We start from the raw sequence: 18,235 nt of genomic DNA, 5'->3' as shown, positions 1-18,235 counted from the left end.
TCCGATTTACATGGTTACCGTGTTGTTAAATCGTACAAAGATGTTATAGAAACAAAATGTAACATCTCTATGGACACGCACACGGATAACAACTATGAACAAATCAGGGAAATACCTCGTCTGGACAGTGCTCTCTGTAATGGGAGCATTTGCTCTGGGATACATTGCTTTAAATCGTGGGGAACAGATCAACGCGCTGTGGATTGTGGTGGCGTCGGTCTGTATCTATCTGATCGCTTACCGTTTTTATGGGCTGTATATCGCCAAAAATGTGCTGGCGGTTGACCCGACGCGTATGACGCCAGCGGTGCGCCATAACGACGGGCTGGACTATGTGCCGACGGACAAGAAAGTGCTGTTCGGTCACCATTTTGCGGCCATTGCCGGAGCAGGTCCGTTGGTTGGGCCGGTACTGGCGGCGCAAATGGGTTACCTGCCAGGGATGATCTGGCTGCTCGCCGGGGTGGTTCTCGCTGGTGCGGTGCAGGATTTCATGGTGCTGTTTGTTTCTACGCGCCGTGACGGTCGATCGCTGGGTGAGCTGGTCAAAGAAGAGATGGGGCCAACTGCCGGGGTGATTGCGCTGGTAGCCTGCTTTATGATCATGGTCATTATCCTTGCAGTACTGGCGATGATCGTGGTGAAAGCCCTGACTCATAGCCCGTGGGGAACGTATACCGTTGCGTTCACCATTCCGCTGGCGATTTTTATGGGAATCTACCTGCGCTATCTGCGTCCGGGCCGCATTGGCGAAGTGTCAGTGATTGGCCTGGTGTTCCTGATTTTCGCCATTATCTCTGGCGGCTGGGTGGCAGAAAGTCCGACCTGGGCACCGTACTTTGACTTTACCGGCGTGCAGCTGACCTGGATGCTGGTGGGCTACGGTTTTGTGGCGGCGGTGCTGCCGGTGTGGTTGCTGCTGGCCCCGCGTGACTATCTCTCGACCTTCCTGAAAATCGGGACTATCGTCGGTCTGGCGGTAGGCATTTTGATTATGCGCCCGACGCTGACCATGCCTGCGCTGACCAAATTTGTCGATGGCACTGGCCCGGTATGGACCGGTAACCTGTTCCCGTTCCTGTTTATCACCATCGCCTGTGGTGCGGTGTCTGGCTTCCATGCGCTGATCTCTTCCGGCACCACGCCGAAGATGCTGGCGAACGAAGGGCAGGCGTGCTTTATCGGCTACGGTGGGATGTTGATGGAATCCTTCGTGGCGATTATGGCGCTGGTTTCCGCCTGTATCATCGATCCGGGCGTTTACTTTGCCATGAACAGCCCAATGGCGGTGCTGGCTCCGGCAGGGACGGCGGATGTGGTCGCTTCTGCCGCGCAGGTGGTGAGTAGCTGGGGCTTTAGCATTACACCAGATACGCTCAACCAGATTGCCAGCGAAGTGGGTGAACAGTCGATCATTTCCCGTGCGGGCGGTGCGCCGACGTTGGCGGTGGGGATGGCTTACATCCTGCACGGTGCGCTGGGTGGTATGATGGATGTGGCGTTCTGGTATCACTTCGCCATTCTGTTTGAAGCTCTGTTTATTCTGACGGCGGTAGATGCGGGTACGCGTGCTGCGCGCTTTATGTTGCAGGATCTGCTGGGCGTGGTGTCTCCTGGCCTGAAGCGGACCGATTCACTGCCTGCTAACCTGCTGGCAACGGCGCTGTGCGTACTGGCGTGGGGCTACTTCCTCCATCAGGGCGTGGTCGATCCGCTGGGCGGTATTAACACTCTGTGGCCGCTGTTTGGTATTGCCAACCAGATGCTGGCAGGGATGGCGCTGATGCTCTGTGCCGTGGTGTTGTTCAAGATGAAACGTCAACGTTACGCCTGGGTGGCGCTGGTACCAACGGCCTGGCTGCTGATTTGTACCCTGACCGCTGGCTGGCAGAAAGCGTTTAGCCCGGATGCGAAAGTCGGCTTCCTGGCCATTGCTAACAAGTTCCAGGCAATGATCGACAGCGGCAATATTCCGTCGCAGTATACTGAGTCACAGCTGGCGCAACTGGTGTTCAACAACCGTCTGGATGCCGGGTTAACCATCTTCTTTATGGTGGTCGTGGTGGTTCTGGCACTGTTCTCGATTAAGACGGCACTTGCGGCATTGAAAGATCCGAAGCCAACGGCGAAAGAAACGCCGTATGAGCCGATGCCGGAAAATGTCGAGGAGATCGTAGCGCAGGCGAAAGGCGCGCACTAAAGTCAGAGTGAGGGGGGATGTTGGCGAATGTTGGCATAGTGCCGAGGGTTCCCCCTCACCCTAACCCTCTCCCCGATGGGGCGAGGGGACTGACCGAGTGCGTTGATAGCATTTGTAGGCCGGATAAAGCGTTCACGCCGCATCCGGCACTCTTTCAGCAACATGGTTAGCGGAGGCCAAGATGTTTGATTCACTGGCAAAAGCCGGAAAATATTTAGGTCAGGCGGCGAAGCTGATGATTGGTATGCCTGATTACGACAACTATGTCGAACATATGCGGGTTAATCATCCCGATCAAACGCCGATGACCTACGAAGAGTTTTTCCGTGAGCGGCAGGACGCGCGCTACGGTGGAAAAGGCGGCGCGCGCTGCTGCTAAATTTGCATGTCAGGCTTTAAACGATTCCACTTTTTCGAACGCTGCACGTAACGCATCTGGTGTCAGCGTGACCGGCAGGTAATGAATGGATTCCACCGGACGTAAGGTGTGGGCAATGACTTTGTCGATCTCCGCCTGATTATTGATATCCACGTCCAGCTCCGCCAGCGTAGTCGGCAGATGAAAACGCTGATACGCTCCAGTTAATTGCGCGAGCACATCATCCTGACCCAGCAAAGCGCTTTGCACCAGAATTCCGTAGGCGACTTTGGTGCCGTGAAGAAACTTCTCGGTTTGCGGCAGGACAGTCAGACCGTTATGCACGGCATGAGCCGCCGCCACACGCGTAAAACGATCGCCCAGACCACCGACCATCCCACCACCAGCAATAATAGCATCCACCACATCGCAAAATGATTGCGTTAACTGCTGATTTTGCTGATCGGCAAGTGCCTGTTCGCTACTGTTTAACAAGACGTCGCGAATGGCCTGCGCATTATTGATCCCCAGCCGCACGGTTAGCGGCAACGTTTCTGGTTGCGGAGCCAGCACCACCGCTTCATACCATTTCGCCAGCGTGTCACCGATCCCCGCCAGCAGATATTGTTGCGGTGCATTGAGGATAATCTCCGGTTCCACAAGCACCATAAAATTGGCGTCGTCGAAAATCTCATAATGCAGCGCCTGTCCGGCATCGTTATACCAGACGGAGAGCGGTGTCCAGGCTGCGCAGGTGGCGGCGATCGTCGGAGCGGCAACAAATGGCAGACCGAGACGGCGGGCGAGGGCTTTCGCGGTGTCGAGCAGTGCGCCGCCGCCGACGCCAATCACCACGCTGCGATCGTCACCGGACTCAGCCGCCAGTTGCTGTACATCGCTTTCGCTGCAATGACCACGAAACAAAATATGCTTTGCCCCTGGAAGTGCAAACGCTGGCGGAAGTTTGGTTTGCGCCGCAGCAATGGCGCGTTTGCCGTAGATCCACACCGCGCGAGAAAGTTGTTCATCAGTGAAAAAATCGTTCAGGTGATTGAAACTTCCTGGATGTGAAAAGTAGTTAGCCGGGCCGACGACCACGCGGATAGGATTGTGAGGCATGTTGTGTTGTCCTTATTGTTTTATTTAGACATCTAAACGTCTTGATTGCCAAATACTAGCATCGTGTTATAGTGCCTTCAACACGCAACTTCGTCAGGTACAATAAAAATGACAAATAACCCTCTGATTCCACAAAGCAAACTTCCACAACTTGGCACCACTATTTTCACCCAGATGAGCGCGCTGGCGCAGCAACACCAGGCGATTAACCTGTCGCAAGGCTTTCCTGATTTTGATGGTCCGCGCTATTTACAGGAGCGGCTGGCGCACCACGTTGCCCAGGGGGCAAACCAATACGCGCCCATGACCGGCGTGCAGGCCTTGCGCGAGGCGATTGCTCAGAAAACGGAACGTTTGTATGGCTATCAACCAGATGCCGATAGCGATATCACCGTAACGGCAGGGGCGACGGAAGCGTTATACGCGGCGATTACCGCATTGGTGCGCAATGGCGATGAAGTGATTTGTTTTGATCCCAGCTATGACAGTTACGCCCCTGCCATCGCGCTTTCGGGAGGAATAGTTAAACGTATTGCACTGCAACCACCGCATTTTCGCGTTGACTGGCAGGAATTTGCCGCATTGTTAAGCGAGCGCACCCGACTGGTGATCCTCAACACCCCGCATAACCCCAGTGCTACTGTCTGGCAGCAGGCTGATTTCGCCGCTTTGTGGCAGGTAATTGCCGGGCACGAGATTTTTGTCATTAGCGATGAAGTCTACGAGCACATCAACTTTTCACAGCAGGGCCATGCCAGTGTGCTGGCGCATCCGCAGTTGCGTGAGCGGGCGGTGGCGGTGTCATCGTTTGGCAAGACCTATCATATGACCGGCTGGAAAGTGGGTTATTGCGTTGCGCCAGCGCCCATCAGTGCCGAAATTCGCAAGGTACATCAGTATCTGACCTTTTCTGTAAATACCCCGGCACAGCTGGCACTTGCCGATATGCTACGTGCAGAACCTGAGCATTATCTTGCGTTACCGGACTTTTATCGCCAGAAGCGCGATATTCTGGTAAATGCCTTAAATGAAAGCCGGCTGGAGATTTTACCGTGTGAAGGTACATACTTTTTGCTGGTGGATTACAGCGCGGTATCTACCCTGGATGATGTTGAGTTTTGCCAGTGGCTGACGCAGGAGCACGGCGTAGCGGCGATCCCGCTGTCGGTATTTTGCGCCGATCCCTTCCCCCATAAACTGATTCGTCTCTGTTTTGCCAAGAAGGAATCGACGTTGCTGGCAGCAGCTGAACGCCTGCGCCAGCTTTAGTTATTTAACCGTCCAGGCGCGGGAATATTGACGGTCGGCAAACAACTCTTGCAGGCCGTTAATTTGCTTCAGGCGCAGCACTTCGTCGCTGTCCATTCCCAGCTCTTTGCCAATTTTATTATCGTCCCATCCCAACTGGCTAAGTTCACGGACGATTTCCGACATGGCGGTGATTTGATGGCGTCCACGAGCGCGATTATGACGAATAGTCGCGGCGATGCGTTGATTACGCGTACCTTCCAGACAGGTCACCGGCAAATAACCTTTTAAGCGTAATTTTAACGATGATGAGCCTTTACCAATTTCATGGCGGTGAAAACCATCCACGATTTCCAGGGCATTTTTATCCGTATGCGTGACCACAATGGGTTGGGTAAAACCATCTATTTCAATGGATTTTTTCAGCAGTTTTTTTTCGGGTGGTGCCACGTTGTTTGGGTTGTAATCATTCGGCACAAGCTGATCATTTTTGACCCACAAAACACAATCTACCGGTTCTTCCCGAAAAGGACTTACCTGATGGATCGCCATGCGGATTTCATTAATCGCTTTGATGCGATCGTCTTCCGGCAAGCTGGCGAGAAATTGCGTTAAATCCTGCGTTAATCGTTGTTGCATAGTATCCCCCATTCCTGACGTTTTCCTTTTATCCGTTCGTTATAACGCTGATAGTTCTTCGATTTTGTGGGGCTAAATGATAATGCCCGACACCAGTAATCGTTATTGAGTAAAACTTTGCATATCCGCCGCCAGGAGGGGATATCTTTCGCGCCAATGTCCCCTTGCTGGGTTTGTGGAACCTCGATGCCTTTTTTCTGATACCAGTGCAAATAAATGGCGATTTTATTGCGGTAATGCTCAGCTGTTTTTTCCGGCATGCTATTGAGCAGCAATAATGCATATTCTTGCCAGTCTAAATGTTCTGGCTTGAGGATTTTCCGATGCCCATAGAAATGATTGTCATGTCCGGCGTAAATGCCGCCACTTTTTACCCCGCTGACTCGTGCGCACATAGCAGCCCAGCGATCCGGTTCGATAACGTGATAGAGCCATAATCCTTGTCGTTGCTCCGGGCCAAAAGGTTCGCAAATTCGCATATGACGCAGAGGAACGCCTGCCTGATACATTAGGTTATACAGTGGGTTGCAGAGACTTTGATGATTTGCATACCAGGTCCAGATATCAGCCACTTTCCAGTCGTAAATGGGGTAAATGTACCAGCTATGACCGCCTGGTGCGGCCGTAGTCCAGGGTTTATCGTCGGCAAAACGTTGTTTATTTAAACTGGCGATGGCGACAAAACGGTTGTAGGACTCATCCGCACGGATGCCGATCATCATCGCCGCCGGACGTTTTTGTGAAAACCATTCGGCAAACTCACGTACAAATTGTTCGAAGGTCATGCCTGGCTGGTAAAAGGAGAAAAAGTCAGGGTCGGTTATCGCATCTTGGGGAGGTTGACGTACCCATTCGACATCAGGTTCCCAGCACTGCCATTCGGGTTGGTATTGTGAAAGGGAATTTTGCGTCGTAAGCGGGAGCGCAACCCAGTAAAACTCTTCGATGACATCGGTGTACAACTCGCGCAGGGACTGAACATAGTTAATGGTGCAAGAGAATTGCGCCTCCCAGTCGATAAACAAAACGCAGATTTTTTTGCCCATTTGTCGGGCAAGTTCGGCTGTCAGATGCAGCATTAAACCAGAGTCTTTGCCGCCAGAAAATGAGACACAAACGCGGGGTAGGGTGTTGAGTGTCCAGGTAATACGCTCTCGTGCAGCTTCCAGAATATTGAGCGGAAGAGGAATTTTATAAATAGACATCTGAAGACGCTCTCTGAACGTTACAGGGTGATCAGTGAGATAAGTCTGTTAATTATAAAGTAAACACTGTAAAGCAGAGTGTTTTATTTTTCATTCGCGCCGTGAATAAATAGGTGAAAGTTATAGTAGCTTTCTGAAGTTATATATCAAAAACACTCATTTAGGCGGTCAATAAATCGTGAGAATACCAGATTGTTTAAAGAAGATTTATTATAGGAAATGTAAAGCTTTATTGAAGGTAACGGATCTTCCAGTTTTATCTCTTTTAAATTAAGAAAGTCACGGTAGGAATTATAAAGTTCATAGGGGACTATTCCCAGTAAATCTGTAACTGCAATGCTATTAATGATTGTCAGCAAAGAGGAACCACGAAATGAGATTTTGCGATTCATAAATCTCTCGTCTATTTCCATTTGAATATCATCAACCCCTGCTGATTTAGATATTAATTGGGTGAACTCTTCTGCCATAATTTGTTCATAAGTGCTATTGTCAGTAATTCGTGGATGCCTATTACTACAAATTAGAGTATTGCGAATCGTATGCAATGGCATGCAAATGACGGAACGGCTGATCACTGGCATTTGGGTGATCACCAGATCGGCTTTGCGGTGAACCAACAGTTCTTCAGCATTCTCTGCTGACATGAGGATATCATGGCACTCAATCTCGACAGAGGAATCTTGCCGTAGGCAGCGGATCAGCATACTATTATTAGAGCAAGAAATGAGCTGAGGGCCGTAGATAATAAAGTTTTTCTTTAGTTCGGACTTATTGACTATATTAATTGTTTGTTCAAGGCCTCTGAGATTTTTCTCAAGATGGTGATGCAGATTTAACCCTGTTGTCGTCGGCGCGATACCTTTTCCTGAGCGAATGAATAAAGGGTCATTAAATTGCGCACGTAAGCGTTGTAACGACTGGCTCACGGCTGATGGGGTGATATATAGTGATTCAGCAGCTTTGCTAATGCTTAAATGCTGGTAAATACACTCAAATATGACAAGAAGATTTAAGTCGAACTTTTTCAAGTCGTAGAGATTGGCCATACACTACTCCGGTTATATTTTTCTTCCATGATATATTCACTTAATCAATGTTTTTTGCGTATATATTTTTATTGATTATGTTTTTTTGCTTAACTCAGGATTAAGTTTTTCTAAAATAGCACAGCCACTTAGGGCAGAGCGAGCAATTCATGCTTTTTTAGGATGGTTGAAAAGCAGGGATATAGTTCAACCATCCATGAATTACCTTTTATTTATTCCCCATAATGATATTAAGCGTTTTCTGATCGGGCAACCCCACGGCCTGTTGTAGCGTATTTTCCTTACTCATGTAATAGATAGCCGGTGTGACATTTGCCCCCAGATCGTCCATGAGTTTCTCGTTATCGCTTAACACTTTCATTTGCTCTGTACTTACGTTTGCAGGCACGTTTAGCTTAAGCTTGCCACCAGAGGCTTCATATTGTTGCCAGGTTTTTGCGGGATCTTTGGAGGCAAGAATTGCCGCTGCTGTCGCCGGGCTTTCTGGCTTGATAACCCCAACCAACAATGTTCTTAATTGCACTTTGCCAGAATCTACCCACGGGCGCGCCTGCTGCCAGAACTGTTTACAATATGGGCAGAACGGATCGGCGAAGACGTAGACAATGACCGGCGCATCTTTTTTACCGTCGAGGAGCCAGTGGGATTGTTCCATCCGTTGCCACATTTCGCGTCCGGCTGGTGCGTAAATTTCTTTTTCGATAAGTGTGTTACTCAGGTTTTCACCTTTCTCGTTGTACATGTAACCAGAGATAGCGTGCTTACCATCTGGAGTCAGGTAGATGGTGACGCCCATATCCTGATACTTTCCGAGATAACCTTTCATTCCTCCGGGGGCATCGAATGTTTTGATGATTGTAATGCCCTGTTTTTCAATCGCTTTTACTGGAGCAGGAAGTTCCTCTGCGAAGGCGATTGCAGGAAGCAGAGCCAGTAAAAGTATCTTTTTTAACATTAATTTGTCCTTTTCAGTCAGTGCAAAAGTCGAGTAAAAGGCATAACCTATCACTGTCATAGGTAAGAGCTTAGATCAGGTGATTGCCCTTTGTTTATGAGGGTGTTGTAATCCATGTCGTTGTTGCATTTGTAAGGGCAACACCTCAGCCTGCAGGCAGGCACTGAAGATACCAAAGGGTAGTTCAGATTACACGGTCACCTGGAAAGGGGGCCATTTTACTTTTTATCGCCGCTGGCGGTGCAAAGTTCACAAAGTTGTCTTACGAAGGTTGTAAGGTAAAACTTATCGATTTGATAATGGAAACGCATTAGCCGAATCGGCAAAAATTGGTTACCTTACATCTCATCGAAAACACGGAGGAAGTATAGATGTCCTTGATTAACACCAAAATTAAACCTTTTAAAAACCAGGCATTCAAAAACGGCGAATTCATCGAAATCACCGAAAAAGATACCGAAGGCCGCTGGAGCGTCTTCTTCTTCTACCCGGCTGACTTTACTTTCGTATGCCCGACCGAACTGGGTGACGTTGCTGACCACTACGAAGAACTGCAGAAACTGGGCGTAGACGTATACGCAGTATCTACCGATACTCACTTCACCCACAAAGCATGGCACAGCAGCTCTGAAACCATCGCTAAAATCAAATATGCGATGATCGGCGACCCGACTGGCGCCCTGACCCGTAACTTCGACAACATGCGTGAAGATGAAGGTCTGGCTGACCGTGCGACCTTCGTTGTTGACCCGCAGGGTATCATCCAGGCAATCGAAGTTACCGCTGAAGGCATTGGCCGTGACGCGTCTGACCTGCTGCGTAAAATCAAAGCAGCACAGTACGTAGCTTCTCACCCAGGTGAAGTTTGCCCGGCTAAATGGAAAGAAGGTGAAGCAACTCTGGCTCCGTCTCTGGACCTGGTTGGTAAAATCTAAATTTCCTTCGTCTTTCACGTCATAGCGGCGTTGGCGTCGCCCGCTCACCCCGGTCACTTACTTGTGTAAGCTCCCGGGGATTCACAGGCTAGCCGCCTTGCTCTGACGCGAAATACTTCGGAAATTCACCTAATTCTTCGGGTGCTGCGGCACCCGATTTTCTTCCCCGCACCATGATGCAAGCTGCATCCAGGTAGCCGCAGAGGCCGCTTGCATGATGATGTTTAAAGCCCAGGAGATAAACATGCTCGACACAAATATGAAAACTCAACTCAAGGCTTACCTTGAGAAATTGACCAAGCCTGTTGAGTTAATTGCCACGCTGGATGACAGCGCTAAATCGGCAGAAATCAAGGAACTGTTGGCTGAAATCGCAGAACTGTCAGACAAAGTCACCTTTAAAGAAGATAACAGCTTGCCGGTGCGTAAGCCGTCTTTCCTGATCACCAACCCAGGTTCCAACCAGGGGCCACGTTTTGCAGGCTCCCCGCTGGGCCACGAGTTCACCTCGCTGGTACTGGCGTTACTGTGGACCGGTGGTCATCCGTCGAAAGAAGCGCAGTCTCTGCTGGAGCAGATTCGCCATATTGACGGTGATTTTGAATTCGAAACCTATTACTCGCTCTCTTGCCATAACTGCCCGGACGTGGTGCAGGCGCTGAACCTGATGAGCGTATTGAACCCGCGCATCAAGCACACTGCAATTGACGGCGGCACCTTCCAGAACGAAATCACCGATCGCAACGTGATGGGCGTTCCGGCAGTGTTCGTAAACGGGAAAGAGTTTGGTCAGGGCCGCATGACGTTGACTGAAATCGTTGCCAAAATTGATACTGGCGCGGAAAAACGTGCGGCAGAAGAGCTGAACAAGCGTGATGCTTATGACGTATTAATCGTCGGTTCCGGCCCGGCGGGTGCAGCGGCAGCAATTTACTCCGCACGTAAAGGCATCCGTACCGGTCTGATGGGCGAACGTTTTGGTGGTCAGATCCTCGATACCGTTGATATCGAAAACTACATTTCTGTACCGAAGACTGAAGGGCAGAAGCTGGCAGGCGCACTGAAAGTTCACGTTGATGAATACGACGTTGATGTGATCGACAGCCAGAGCGCCAGCAAACTGATCCCAGCAGCAGTTGAAGGTGGTCTGCATCAGATTGAAACAGCTTCTGGCGCGGTACTGAAAGCACGCAGCATTATCGTGGCGACCGGTGCAAAATGGCGCAACATGAACGTTCCGGGCGAAGATCAGTATCGCACCAAAGGCGTGACCTACTGCCCGCACTGCGACGGCCCGCTGTTTAAAGGTAAACGCGTAGCGGTTATCGGCGGCGGTAACTCCGGCGTGGAAGCGGCAATTGACCTGGCGGGTATCGTTGAGCACGTAACGCTGCTGGAATTTGCGCCAGAAATGAAAGCCGACCAGGTTCTGCAGGACAAACTGCGCAGCCTGAAAAACGTCGACATTATTCTGAATGCGCAAACCACGGAAGTGAAAGGCGACGGCAGCAAAGTCGTTGGTCTGGAATATCGAGATCGTGTCAGCGGCGATATTCACAACATCGAACTGGCCGGTATTTTCGTCCAGATTGGTCTGCTGCCGAACACCAACTGGCTCGAAGGCGCAGTCGAACGTAACCGCATGGGCGAGATTATCATTGATGCGAAATGCGAAACCAACGTGAAAGGCGTGTTCGCAGCGGGTGACTGTACGACGGTTCCGTACAAGCAGATCATCATCGCCACTGGCGAAGGTGCCAAAGCCTCTCTGAGTGCTTTTGACTACCTGATTCGCACCAAAACTGCATAAGAAGAAGTAAGATTCACCTGCAATTGCTTAGCCGCCGGGGTCAAACCTGGCGGCTTTTTTATGGCATTAAAAAGCCCCGCCGGGATGGCTCCGGGCAGGGCGGGATACTTATTCTGGCAATTAACGCACAACCAGCACCGGCAGATTGGCGTGGCGGATCACGCTCGAGGCGTTAGAACCTAACAGATGGGTCGAAATCGATGGGTTGCGAGAACCAATAACTACAACATCAGCCCCCAGTTCTTCTGCCAACTCATTGACTTCATCCCGCACGCTACCAAAACGGACATGTTGTTTAATGCGGGAAGGATCGATGGTGAAGTGGCTGACCATCGTTTGCAGACGTTCTTGTGCTTCATGTTGCAGATGCTCTTCAAAACGACGCACATCAGCGGCAAAACGGTGCAGGCTCAGGCTGGCTGACCCGGGTAGTACGTGAAGTAGATGAATAACTCCGTCATCCTGGGCGAGGAATTCAGCGTGGCGAACAGCTTTGTCGCTCAATTCCATTTCAAATACATCAACTGGCATAATGATTGTCTTATACATAACCCTTTCTCCCTGTTAATCATGAACAAATCATTCGCCATGATTATAATATTTATCCCTGATATTTGTCTGGTTCTTTTTCCTTACGAACTGTTTCTGTGATGAATATATTCTCACTGAACACCAGGAATTCTCCCAAAACCTGTGGTACCGCCCGTTTTCCCGCTGTGATAGCTACCCTTAAAGACTGACTCTTTTTTGAACTGTCTCTGGAGGTTGCATGAAAGCATTGACTTATCACGGCCCACATCACGTTCAGGTAGAAAATGTTCCCGATCCGGGCGTTGAACAGGCAGATGATATTATTCTGCGTATTACGGCAACGGCGATCTGTGGCTCTGACCTCCATCTTTATCGAGGCAAAATACCTCAGGTTAAACATGGCGATATTTTTGGTCATGAATTTATGGGGGAAGTAGTTGAAACCGGAAAGGACGTAAAAAATTTGCAAAAAGGCGACCGAGTGGTAATTCCGTTCGTCATTGCTTGTGGCGACTGTTTTTTCTGTCGATTGCAACAATATGCCGCCTGCGAAAATACCAATGCGGGTAAAGGCGCTGCGCTCAATAAAAAACAGATACCAGCTCCAGCGGCATTGTTTGGTTATAGTCACCTGTATGGCGGCGTTCCTGGTGGGCAGGCGGAATATGTCCGCGTCCCTAAAGGGAATGTGGGGCCGTTTAAAGTACCGCCTTTGCTTTCAGATGATAAAGCGCTTTTCCTTTCTGATATTCTGCCAACGGCATGGCAGGCAGCAAAAAATGCGCAGATCCAACAAGGTTCAAGCGTTGCAGTCTATGGTGCTGGTCCTGTGGGATTGTTGACAATCGCCTGTGCACGGTTGCTCGGTGCGGAACAGATTTTTGTTGTTGATCATCATCCCTACCGCTTGCATTTCGCCGCCGACCGCTACGGCGCGATCCCGATTAATTTTGATGAAGACAGCGATCCGGCACAGTCAATTATTGAACAAACGGCAGGTCACCGGGGCGTGGATGCAGTAATAGACGCCGTCGGTTTTGAAGCGAAAGGCAGCACCACGGAAACGGTGCTGACTAACCTGAAACTGGAGGGCAGCAGCGGTAAAGCGTTGCGTCAGTGTATTGCGGCGGTCAGGCGTGGCGGCATTGTTAGCGTACCGGGCGTCTACGCTGGATTTATTCACGGTTTCCTGTTTGGCGACGCCTTTGATAAAGGGTTGTCGTTTAAAATGGGACAGACCCACGTTCACGCATGGCTGGGAGAATTATTACCGTTAATTGAGAAAGGATTACTGAAACCAGAAGAAATTGTTACCCACTATATGCCGTTTGAAGAGGCCGCCCGGGGATATGAGATTTTCGAAAAACGTGAAGAGGAGTGCCGTAAGGTGATTCTGGTACCCGGTGCACAAAGCGCAGAGGCGGCGCAGAAGGCGGTTTCAGGTCTAGTGAATGCGATGCCGGGGGAACAATATGATCGTCAGGAGTGGTTTTCGAGGTAAAGGACAGCCATGACGATAATCGCCGCCATAATCAGAAATCCTATCAGGATGTAAAATGCTTCTGCCATGGTTATTCCCACAAACGAAACGGAATAATTTTGCAGCAAAAGTGAACAGTGAGAACCAGGAAAAATTGCTGATTTTGCGTAAAGAGGATGCGAGTGCATCCTCTGGGCAAAGCGAGTTATCGCTTGTGCAGATGGGATTAAAGCAGGTAGTCGCCAGCAGCTTCTGGCTGGTATTCGAGTTCCAGCACTTCAAGGTGGGTTGCAACGCCGCCCGGAAGTTCCCAGTGAATGGAATCGCCAACGCGCAGCCCCAGCAGTGCGGCACCTACCGGAGCCATAACGGAAAGCTGAGTATTGCTATCGGTCATTTTTGCCGGATACACCAGCGTGCGCACACGCACTTCGCCATCGCTAAGATTGCGGAATTTAACCCGGCTGTTCATTGTCACCACGTCGTGTGGCATCTCTTCTGGCGAACACATTTGGGCGCGATCCAACTCTGCGTTTAACGCGTCGGCGATTGGCAAACCAGCATAGGCGGGTTGCTCCAGCAGAATATCGATGCGTTCGGCATCCAGGTCGTTAATGATGATAGTTGGTCTGGACATTTTTACTCCATGTCGTCGGTGCTGCGAGTGTCGCAGATAAACATACCCAAAAGAAAACCCTCACCGTCAGGCGGCGAGGGTTTAACTCACATGATGATACTGACTGTTGCTCACTCTTTGAAGTGATTTGCGTCACATTCAGGGAATTCCTCAATGCAGCGCATTATGTATAAATCTTAATCGCCTTGGTTTATGGAAGACGAATTAGCGTGTTTTGTAAATCAGATGATTAATAACCCGCTTTATCAATCACAAAGGTTTTGCCACAGTTACCTGGGTGAGGTTGTGGCAAGAATGAGTTTGCAGAAAGCGGAGCGTTGATGGCGTCAGCTTTGATCGAGATCTGAATTTCAGTCAAATACGCAGGGTTACCCTGGCACGTTAGCTTAACTGCTTTCACGTTCTCTTTTCCCCAGCTTTTGGCAAAGGCGGCGTCAAAGTCACGGCGGCTCACTGTTTTACCGTAATTATCCGCAAGGAATTTTCCGGCTTCGCTCTCTTTAATTTCTTGATTCAGGCGTACCATCGTACCGAAGTATGCGTCCGGATCAAAACCAAAGCAGGCACCGTGTTTGGCATATTCGTAGCGTTCCAGGCAGGAACGTCCGCCAGCTCCTGGCATGACTTCACTTAGTTTAGCGGCCGTTTCCAGTGATAATCCGGTTTCCGGCGATGAACACATTCGGCTGGCGCGCGCTTCTGGTAGATTCGGGATTGGGCGAGTAGCGCAACCGAAGCGCATCCAGCGGCGTTCATCAACACCACGGGCAGCAACCGATTTAGGCAATCCTGGCCACAGACCATGTACGGTCAGAAAATCAGCTTTGTTGGTCGTTTCGGTTTGCAGGCGACATTCATCTCGTTCGTTACGATTTCGATCGTGTTGACTCTGGCAAAATCCGGTTTGCCAGGAGAGGGCCAGGACATAGCGATCAAAATCGCCATACTGTTTTGCCTGCAACGCTAAGGCGTTGGCAGAAGAGAAGGGAAGCAGAGAAACCGCGAGCAACGCGGCGTTACGCCAGAATGCTTTCATAATGGGTGTGGAACTCATACATACACTGAATACTATCTATTAAATCATAAAAAAGCCCGCCAGGTGGGCTTACCTGGCGGGCGTGATGATTTATTCAGCGTTTGGCGAACGTATTAGTTCCACATGGCGAGAATCGGCCAGCCAACCAACAGCAACATAGAGATGTAAATCACCCCGAAGATTGCGCCAAGACGCCAGTAATCTTTTGATTTCACATAGCCACAGCCGTAAATAATCACCCCAGGACCGGTTGCATACGGCGTCAGACAGCCCATGATACCGATAGACAGCACCAGCAGGATACACAGTTGTTCCATTGGTACGCCCGGAATACCTTTACCGACGGCCAGAATAACCGGCAGCATGGTTGCGGTGTGCGCAGACAGGCTGGCAAACAGGTAGTGTGCAAAGTAGAACACCAGAACCAGTACAATCACCGTTGCGTTTGGTGAGAATCCTTCCAGGTGCGTACTCATGGTACCGGCGAACCAGTCAATAAAACCAGAACGAGTCAGGCCGTTAGCCATCACAACCAGAGTTGCCAGGTTGACCAGTGTGTTCCATGCGCTGTTATAGCGGGTAATGTCTTTCCACGGCACAACGTGCAGAGCCAGCATTAGCGAAACTGCCAGCAGACCAACCGCAGTAGCATTAATGACTTCACTGCCAAATACCCACAAACCTAAGCTGAGCAATACAAGGCCAATCAGCGTCCACTCTCTGCGTGTCAGCGCACCCATGGTTTTTAGTTCATCACCCGCCCAGGTTGCCACTTCTTCACTGTGTGTGATTTCCGGTTTGTACAGCACGTAGGAAAGCCACGGCGCAATGATAAGCAAGATAACCCCAACCGGCAGGAAGCAGAGGAACCACTGCAACCAGCTAATCTGGATACCGGCAATTTTGCTGACGAACTCCAGACCCAGCACGTTTGGTGCCGCACCGGTGACAAACATGGACGAACTCAGACTGGTACTAATGACCATCATCCACATCAAATAGCCGCCAATACGACGCGCGGACGGATCGTTCGGGAATGATTTAAACAACGGCGGCAGGTTTTTAATGACCGGAAAAACCGTACCCCCGGTACGCGCGGTGTTGGAAGGTGTAAACGGTGCCAGCAGAATGTCGATAATGACAATCGCATAACCCAACGTCAGCGTGCGTTTGCCCATGAATTTCACCAGGAAAAGGGCAATGCGACGACCTAACCCGGAAACTTCATACCCTAATGCAAAAATAAATGCGCCAAATACCAGCCATACCGTGGTGCTGGAAAAACCAGCCAGGCCCCATTTCAGCGCCTGTTTTTGCGCATTAAACGCTGGGTCAGCTAATTCTTTGGCATCAAAGAGCAGGTAATTACTGCCAATAACGCAAATAGTAACCGCAATAAAACTGATCGCTGTTGCCGGAATTGGCTCGAGGATCATGCCGACAATCATTGCCACAAACACAGCGAAGTAATGCCATGCCTGCGGCGGCATACCGTCGGGGACAGGGATAAGAAACATGACACCCATCACCACCAGTGGGGCCAATAGTTTCCATATATTATCTTTTGCTAAAGACATACGGGTTCTCCGAAAATTAATATTTCCAAATTAATCAAGTGCTTAAATAATTAAATCTGTGCTAAAAACCAGGTAAGGATCAGTAGGTCAGCACTGCCGCCTGGACTGAGATTTCGTTCGATACACTCCCTGTCGAACTGCCGGAGATAATCGAGATCGGCGGGGGTTCGAATGCCCCCTTTTTGCAATAATGTTTGCGCCTCGCGCTGTAGCCAGCGCAGGCCCCCCTCGCCACCGCGCGATGCAACGTTGGTATCGCCGTTGATCGCCATCAGTAGGAGCAAGGTATCGAGCAATGCCAGTTCAGGATCTAACCCCTGATCCAGCAGAGTGAGGTAATGCGGCAAGGCGTGATTGATCACCAGTGGATAACCCGCTTCGGCTTCACCGCGTGCGCCGGTAAGGCCAAGCTGTTGGTACAACCGTTGACCTGCCGTCAGTTGTGAATTATTGGTACGCAGTTCGCGATCGGTCAGGCCACGGCAGAAACTTGCCGCCGTAGAACAAACGGTTGTTGGCGTTACCGGCTGGTTGAGCTGAAGCAAACGGCCAATTGCCGCACATAGCAGCCCTAAAGAAAAAATGCTGCCTTTATGCGTGTTTACGCCCGCAGTGGCGCGGAACATATCACCTTCGCAAGCCATACCAATTGGGCGTAATCCGTGGAGTACCGCTTCCGGTGCCATTTCTGCACTACAGGCACCAAATTCAATGAAACGGGGTAACCAGCCCTGAATCGCCAGCGCGCTGCGGTGGAAATCTTCCAGCGCCATATCTTTGTGCGCACCGCAGTTAATGCGATCCACGAGGCCTGGTTTCGGTGACAGATTGACTTCAGTCAGCATGGCGCGCCAGCCCAAGAGGGCGTACTCATCGATTAATGACGTCGCAAGCTTTGTGGTTTTAGTTGACGTTGCAGGCATCGACATCGTTCAGCAGTGCCTCCATGCGGTTGAGTAAATCGGTCAGTTGATGGGTTTTTCCACGCGCGCAGACGGCTGCGCTTTGCTCGCACAACAGGCAGCGGCGAGGCGGCAGTGAATAGTCGCGGCGGGAGAGAATTTCGCCTTCGGGCGTCAGGACATCGATATCCCATAACCGCCCGAGAGGATGACTATGTTCAAGCTCAATGGTGGCGAGCTTGAGGTCGCGAGCCGGGGCGGCAATGCTCAACATGCCCTCCGGCCCGCTGGCGGAAACCAGTGCAGCCTGCTCCTGAATTTGCCAGCCCTGTTTTGCGGCTAAGGCACGCAAGGCTGTCACGCCATGATTAAAAATTCGGCGTGTGACCTCGCAGTCTTTAATCGGCCCAGGCGCAACCACGGTAAAGGAGACCAGTGGAACAGGATGGCGCTTGAGCCAGACGTGTTGCCGTGCTTGCCTTTCATCCCGGCTGACGAGCAGCTCGGGAATTGATACCGCATGGTGGCTGGCGAGTTCAGGAAGCAGGTGCATG

18 protein-coding genes are annotated in these 18,235 nt (G+C 50.6%); 6 read left to right on the top strand and 12 right to left on the bottom strand.

Annotation, left to right across the window (positions count from 1 at the left end; genetic code table 11):
• Positions 1 to 94: 94 nt before the first annotated feature.
• Positions 95 to 2,200 (top strand): pyruvate/proton symporter CstA, encoded by a 2,106-nt coding sequence (cstA, locus tag AB4H76_RS16455; RefSeq protein WP_001043134.1) that lies wholly within the window; start codon positions 95 to 97, stop codon positions 2,198 to 2,200.
• A 181-nt stretch (positions 2,201 to 2,381) separates the two neighbouring features.
• Positions 2,382 to 2,579: a YbdD/YjiX family protein gene (locus tag AB4H76_RS16450; protein ID WP_000460431.1), complete on the top strand. Its 198-nt coding sequence runs from the start codon at positions 2,382 to 2,384 to the stop codon at positions 2,577 to 2,579.
• Between the two features lie 9 nt (positions 2,580 to 2,588).
• Here AB4H76_RS16450 and hcxA read toward each other — a convergent pair whose 3' ends face one another.
• A complete protein-coding gene (gene hcxA, locus AB4H76_RS16445; RefSeq protein WP_420062608.1) occupies positions 2,589 to 3,677 on the bottom strand; it encodes a hydroxycarboxylate dehydrogenase HcxA in 1,089 nt (362 codons plus the stop codon).
• 108 nt (positions 3,678 to 3,785) lie between these two features.
• Between hcxA and ybdL the strand changes: the two genes are divergently transcribed.
• Entirely contained in the window at positions 3,786 to 4,946 is a 1,161-nt protein-coding gene (ybdL, locus tag AB4H76_RS16440) for a methionine-oxo-acid transaminase (RefSeq protein ID WP_000183906.1), read from the top strand.
• On the opposite strand, the gene AB4H76_RS16435 is transcribed toward ybdL, so the two are convergent.
• The 4 genes from AB4H76_RS16435 to dsbG all read right to left on the bottom strand — a co-directional run bounded on the left by AB4H76_RS16435 (position 4,947) and on the right by dsbG (position 8,773).
• Positions 4,947 to 5,576 (bottom strand): IbrB-like domain-containing protein, encoded by a 630-nt coding sequence (locus AB4H76_RS16435; protein WP_000502936.1) that lies wholly within the window; start codon positions 5,574 to 5,576, stop codon positions 4,947 to 4,949.
• A complete protein-coding gene (locus AB4H76_RS16430) occupies positions 5,549 to 6,769 on the bottom strand; it encodes a phosphoadenosine phosphosulfate reductase (protein ID WP_000029825.1) in 1,221 nt (406 codons plus the stop codon). The genes AB4H76_RS16435 and AB4H76_RS16430 overlap by 28 nt, the downstream gene beginning before the upstream one ends.
• Before the next feature lie 146 nt (positions 6,770 to 6,915).
• A complete protein-coding gene (gene citR, locus AB4H76_RS16425) occupies positions 6,916 to 7,818 on the bottom strand; it encodes a DNA-binding transcriptional repressor CitR (RefSeq protein ID WP_000002471.1) in 903 nt (300 codons plus the stop codon).
• Between the two features lie 208 nt (positions 7,819 to 8,026).
• A complete protein-coding gene (gene dsbG, locus AB4H76_RS16420; RefSeq protein ID WP_000913829.1) occupies positions 8,027 to 8,773 on the bottom strand; it encodes a thiol:disulfide interchange protein DsbG in 747 nt (248 codons plus the stop codon).
• A 371-nt stretch (positions 8,774 to 9,144) separates the two neighbouring features.
• On the opposite strand from dsbG, the gene ahpC reads away from it, so the two are divergent.
• Both ahpC and ahpF read left to right on the top strand, forming a co-directional pair.
• Positions 9,145 to 9,708 (top strand): alkyl hydroperoxide reductase subunit C, encoded by a 564-nt coding sequence (gene ahpC, locus AB4H76_RS16415; RefSeq protein WP_000052796.1) that lies wholly within the window; start codon positions 9,145 to 9,147, stop codon positions 9,706 to 9,708.
• Between the two features lie 244 nt (positions 9,709 to 9,952).
• Positions 9,953 to 11,518, top strand: a complete 1,566-nt coding sequence (ahpF, locus tag AB4H76_RS16410; protein WP_000887629.1) for an alkyl hydroperoxide reductase subunit F — start codon at positions 9,953 to 9,955, stop codon at positions 11,516 to 11,518.
• Positions 11,519 to 11,638: 120 nt separating this feature from the next.
• Here ahpF and uspG read toward each other — a convergent pair whose 3' ends face one another.
• A complete protein-coding gene (gene uspG / locus AB4H76_RS16405; RefSeq protein ID WP_000278509.1) occupies positions 11,639 to 12,067 on the bottom strand; it encodes a universal stress protein UspG in 429 nt (142 codons plus the stop codon).
• Between the two features lie 220 nt (positions 12,068 to 12,287).
• On the opposite strand from uspG, the gene AB4H76_RS16400 reads away from it, so the two are divergent.
• Positions 12,288 to 13,550, top strand: a complete 1,263-nt coding sequence (locus tag AB4H76_RS16400) for a zinc-dependent alcohol dehydrogenase (RefSeq protein ID WP_107188769.1) — start codon at positions 12,288 to 12,290, stop codon at positions 13,548 to 13,550.
• Here the strand turns inward: AB4H76_RS16400 and AB4H76_RS16395 are convergent.
• From AB4H76_RS16395 to citX, 6 genes are all read right to left on the bottom strand, one after another.
• Positions 13,529 to 13,579, bottom strand: a complete 51-nt coding sequence (locus AB4H76_RS16395) for a hypothetical protein (RefSeq protein WP_349809465.1) — start codon at positions 13,577 to 13,579, stop codon at positions 13,529 to 13,531. The two genes, AB4H76_RS16400 and AB4H76_RS16395, sit on opposite strands and share 22 nt — an antisense overlap.
• A 176-nt stretch (positions 13,580 to 13,755) precedes the next feature.
• Positions 13,756 to 14,166 carry a nucleoside diphosphate kinase regulator gene (gene rnk, locus AB4H76_RS16390; protein ID WP_000089731.1) on the bottom strand — a complete coding sequence of 137 codons (411 nt, stop codon included), beginning with the start codon at positions 14,164 to 14,166 and terminating at the stop codon, positions 13,756 to 13,758.
• 229 nt (positions 14,167 to 14,395) lie between these two features.
• A complete protein-coding gene (gene rna / locus AB4H76_RS16385; RefSeq protein WP_000643397.1) occupies positions 14,396 to 15,202 on the bottom strand; it encodes a ribonuclease I in 807 nt (268 codons plus the stop codon).
• Between the two features lie 113 nt (positions 15,203 to 15,315).
• Entirely contained in the window at positions 15,316 to 16,779 is a 1,464-nt protein-coding gene (citT, locus tag AB4H76_RS16380) for a citrate/succinate antiporter CitT (protein ID WP_000050323.1), read from the bottom strand.
• Between the two features lie 50 nt (positions 16,780 to 16,829).
• Positions 16,830 to 17,708 (bottom strand): triphosphoribosyl-dephospho-CoA synthase CitG, encoded by an 879-nt coding sequence (gene citG, locus AB4H76_RS16375; protein ID WP_000062457.1) that lies wholly within the window; start codon positions 17,706 to 17,708, stop codon positions 16,830 to 16,832.
• A complete protein-coding gene (gene citX / locus AB4H76_RS16370) occupies positions 17,683 to 18,234 on the bottom strand; it encodes a citrate lyase holo-[acyl-carrier protein] synthase (protein WP_000550414.1) in 552 nt (183 codons plus the stop codon). Before citX ends, citG begins: the two co-directional genes overlap by 26 nt.
• Between the last annotated feature and the right edge of the window lies 1 nt (position 18,235).

This window comes from Escherichia sp. UTM R2, from assembly GCF_048593455.1.
GTDB classification, from domain to species: Bacteria; Pseudomonadota; Gammaproteobacteria; order Enterobacterales; family Enterobacteriaceae; genus Escherichia; species Escherichia coli.
Note: the sequence above shows the minus strand (reverse complement) of the source record. Positions and strands in the feature narration are given on the sequence as shown.

Bases quoted from the DNA above. Each gene is read 5' to 3' on its own strand.
- AB4H76_RS16400 (WP_107188769.1), top strand. From the start codon at position 12,288: ATGAAAGCATTGACTTATCACGGCCCACATCACGTTCAGGTAGAAAAT.
- rnk (WP_000089731.1), bottom strand. From the start codon at position 14,166: ATGTCCAGACCAACTATCATCATTAACGACCTGGATGCCGAACGCATC.
- citX (WP_000550414.1), bottom strand. From the start codon at position 18,234: ATGCACCTGCTTCCTGAACTCGCCAGCCACCATGCGGTATCAATTCCC.
- AB4H76_RS16430 (WP_000029825.1), bottom strand. From the start codon at position 6,769: ATGTCTATTTATAAAATTCCTCTTCCGCTCAATATTCTGGAAGCTGCA.
- hcxA (WP_420062608.1), bottom strand. From the start codon at position 3,677: ATGCCTCACAATCCTATCCGCGTGGTCGTCGGCCCGGCTAACTACTTT.
- cstA (WP_001043134.1), top strand. From the start codon at position 95: ATGAACAAATCAGGGAAATACCTCGTCTGGACAGTGCTCTCTGTAATG.
- AB4H76_RS16450 (WP_000460431.1), top strand. From the start codon at position 2,382: ATGTTTGATTCACTGGCAAAAGCCGGAAAATATTTAGGTCAGGCGGCG.
- AB4H76_RS16435 (WP_000502936.1), bottom strand. From the start codon at position 5,576: ATGGGGGATACTATGCAACAACGATTAACGCAGGATTTAACGCAATTT.
- dsbG (WP_000913829.1), bottom strand. From the start codon at position 8,773: ATGTTAAAAAAGATACTTTTACTGGCTCTGCTTCCTGCAATCGCCTTC.
- ahpF (WP_000887629.1), top strand. From the start codon at position 9,953: ATGCTCGACACAAATATGAAAACTCAACTCAAGGCTTACCTTGAGAAA.
- citT (WP_000050323.1), bottom strand. From the start codon at position 16,779: ATGTCTTTAGCAAAAGATAATATATGGAAACTATTGGCCCCACTGGTG.
- citG (WP_000062457.1), bottom strand. From the start codon at position 17,708: ATGTCGATGCCTGCAACGTCAACTAAAACCACAAAGCTTGCGACGTCA.
- ybdL (WP_000183906.1), top strand. From the start codon at position 3,786: ATGACAAATAACCCTCTGATTCCACAAAGCAAACTTCCACAACTTGGC.
- uspG (WP_000278509.1), bottom strand. From the start codon at position 12,067: ATGTATAAGACAATCATTATGCCAGTTGATGTATTTGAAATGGAATTG.
- rna (WP_000643397.1), bottom strand. From the start codon at position 15,202: ATGAAAGCATTCTGGCGTAACGCCGCGTTGCTCGCGGTTTCTCTGCTT.
- ahpC (WP_000052796.1), top strand. From the start codon at position 9,145: ATGTCCTTGATTAACACCAAAATTAAACCTTTTAAAAACCAGGCATTC.
- citR (WP_000002471.1), bottom strand. From the start codon at position 7,818: ATGGCCAATCTCTACGACTTGAAAAAGTTCGACTTAAATCTTCTTGTC.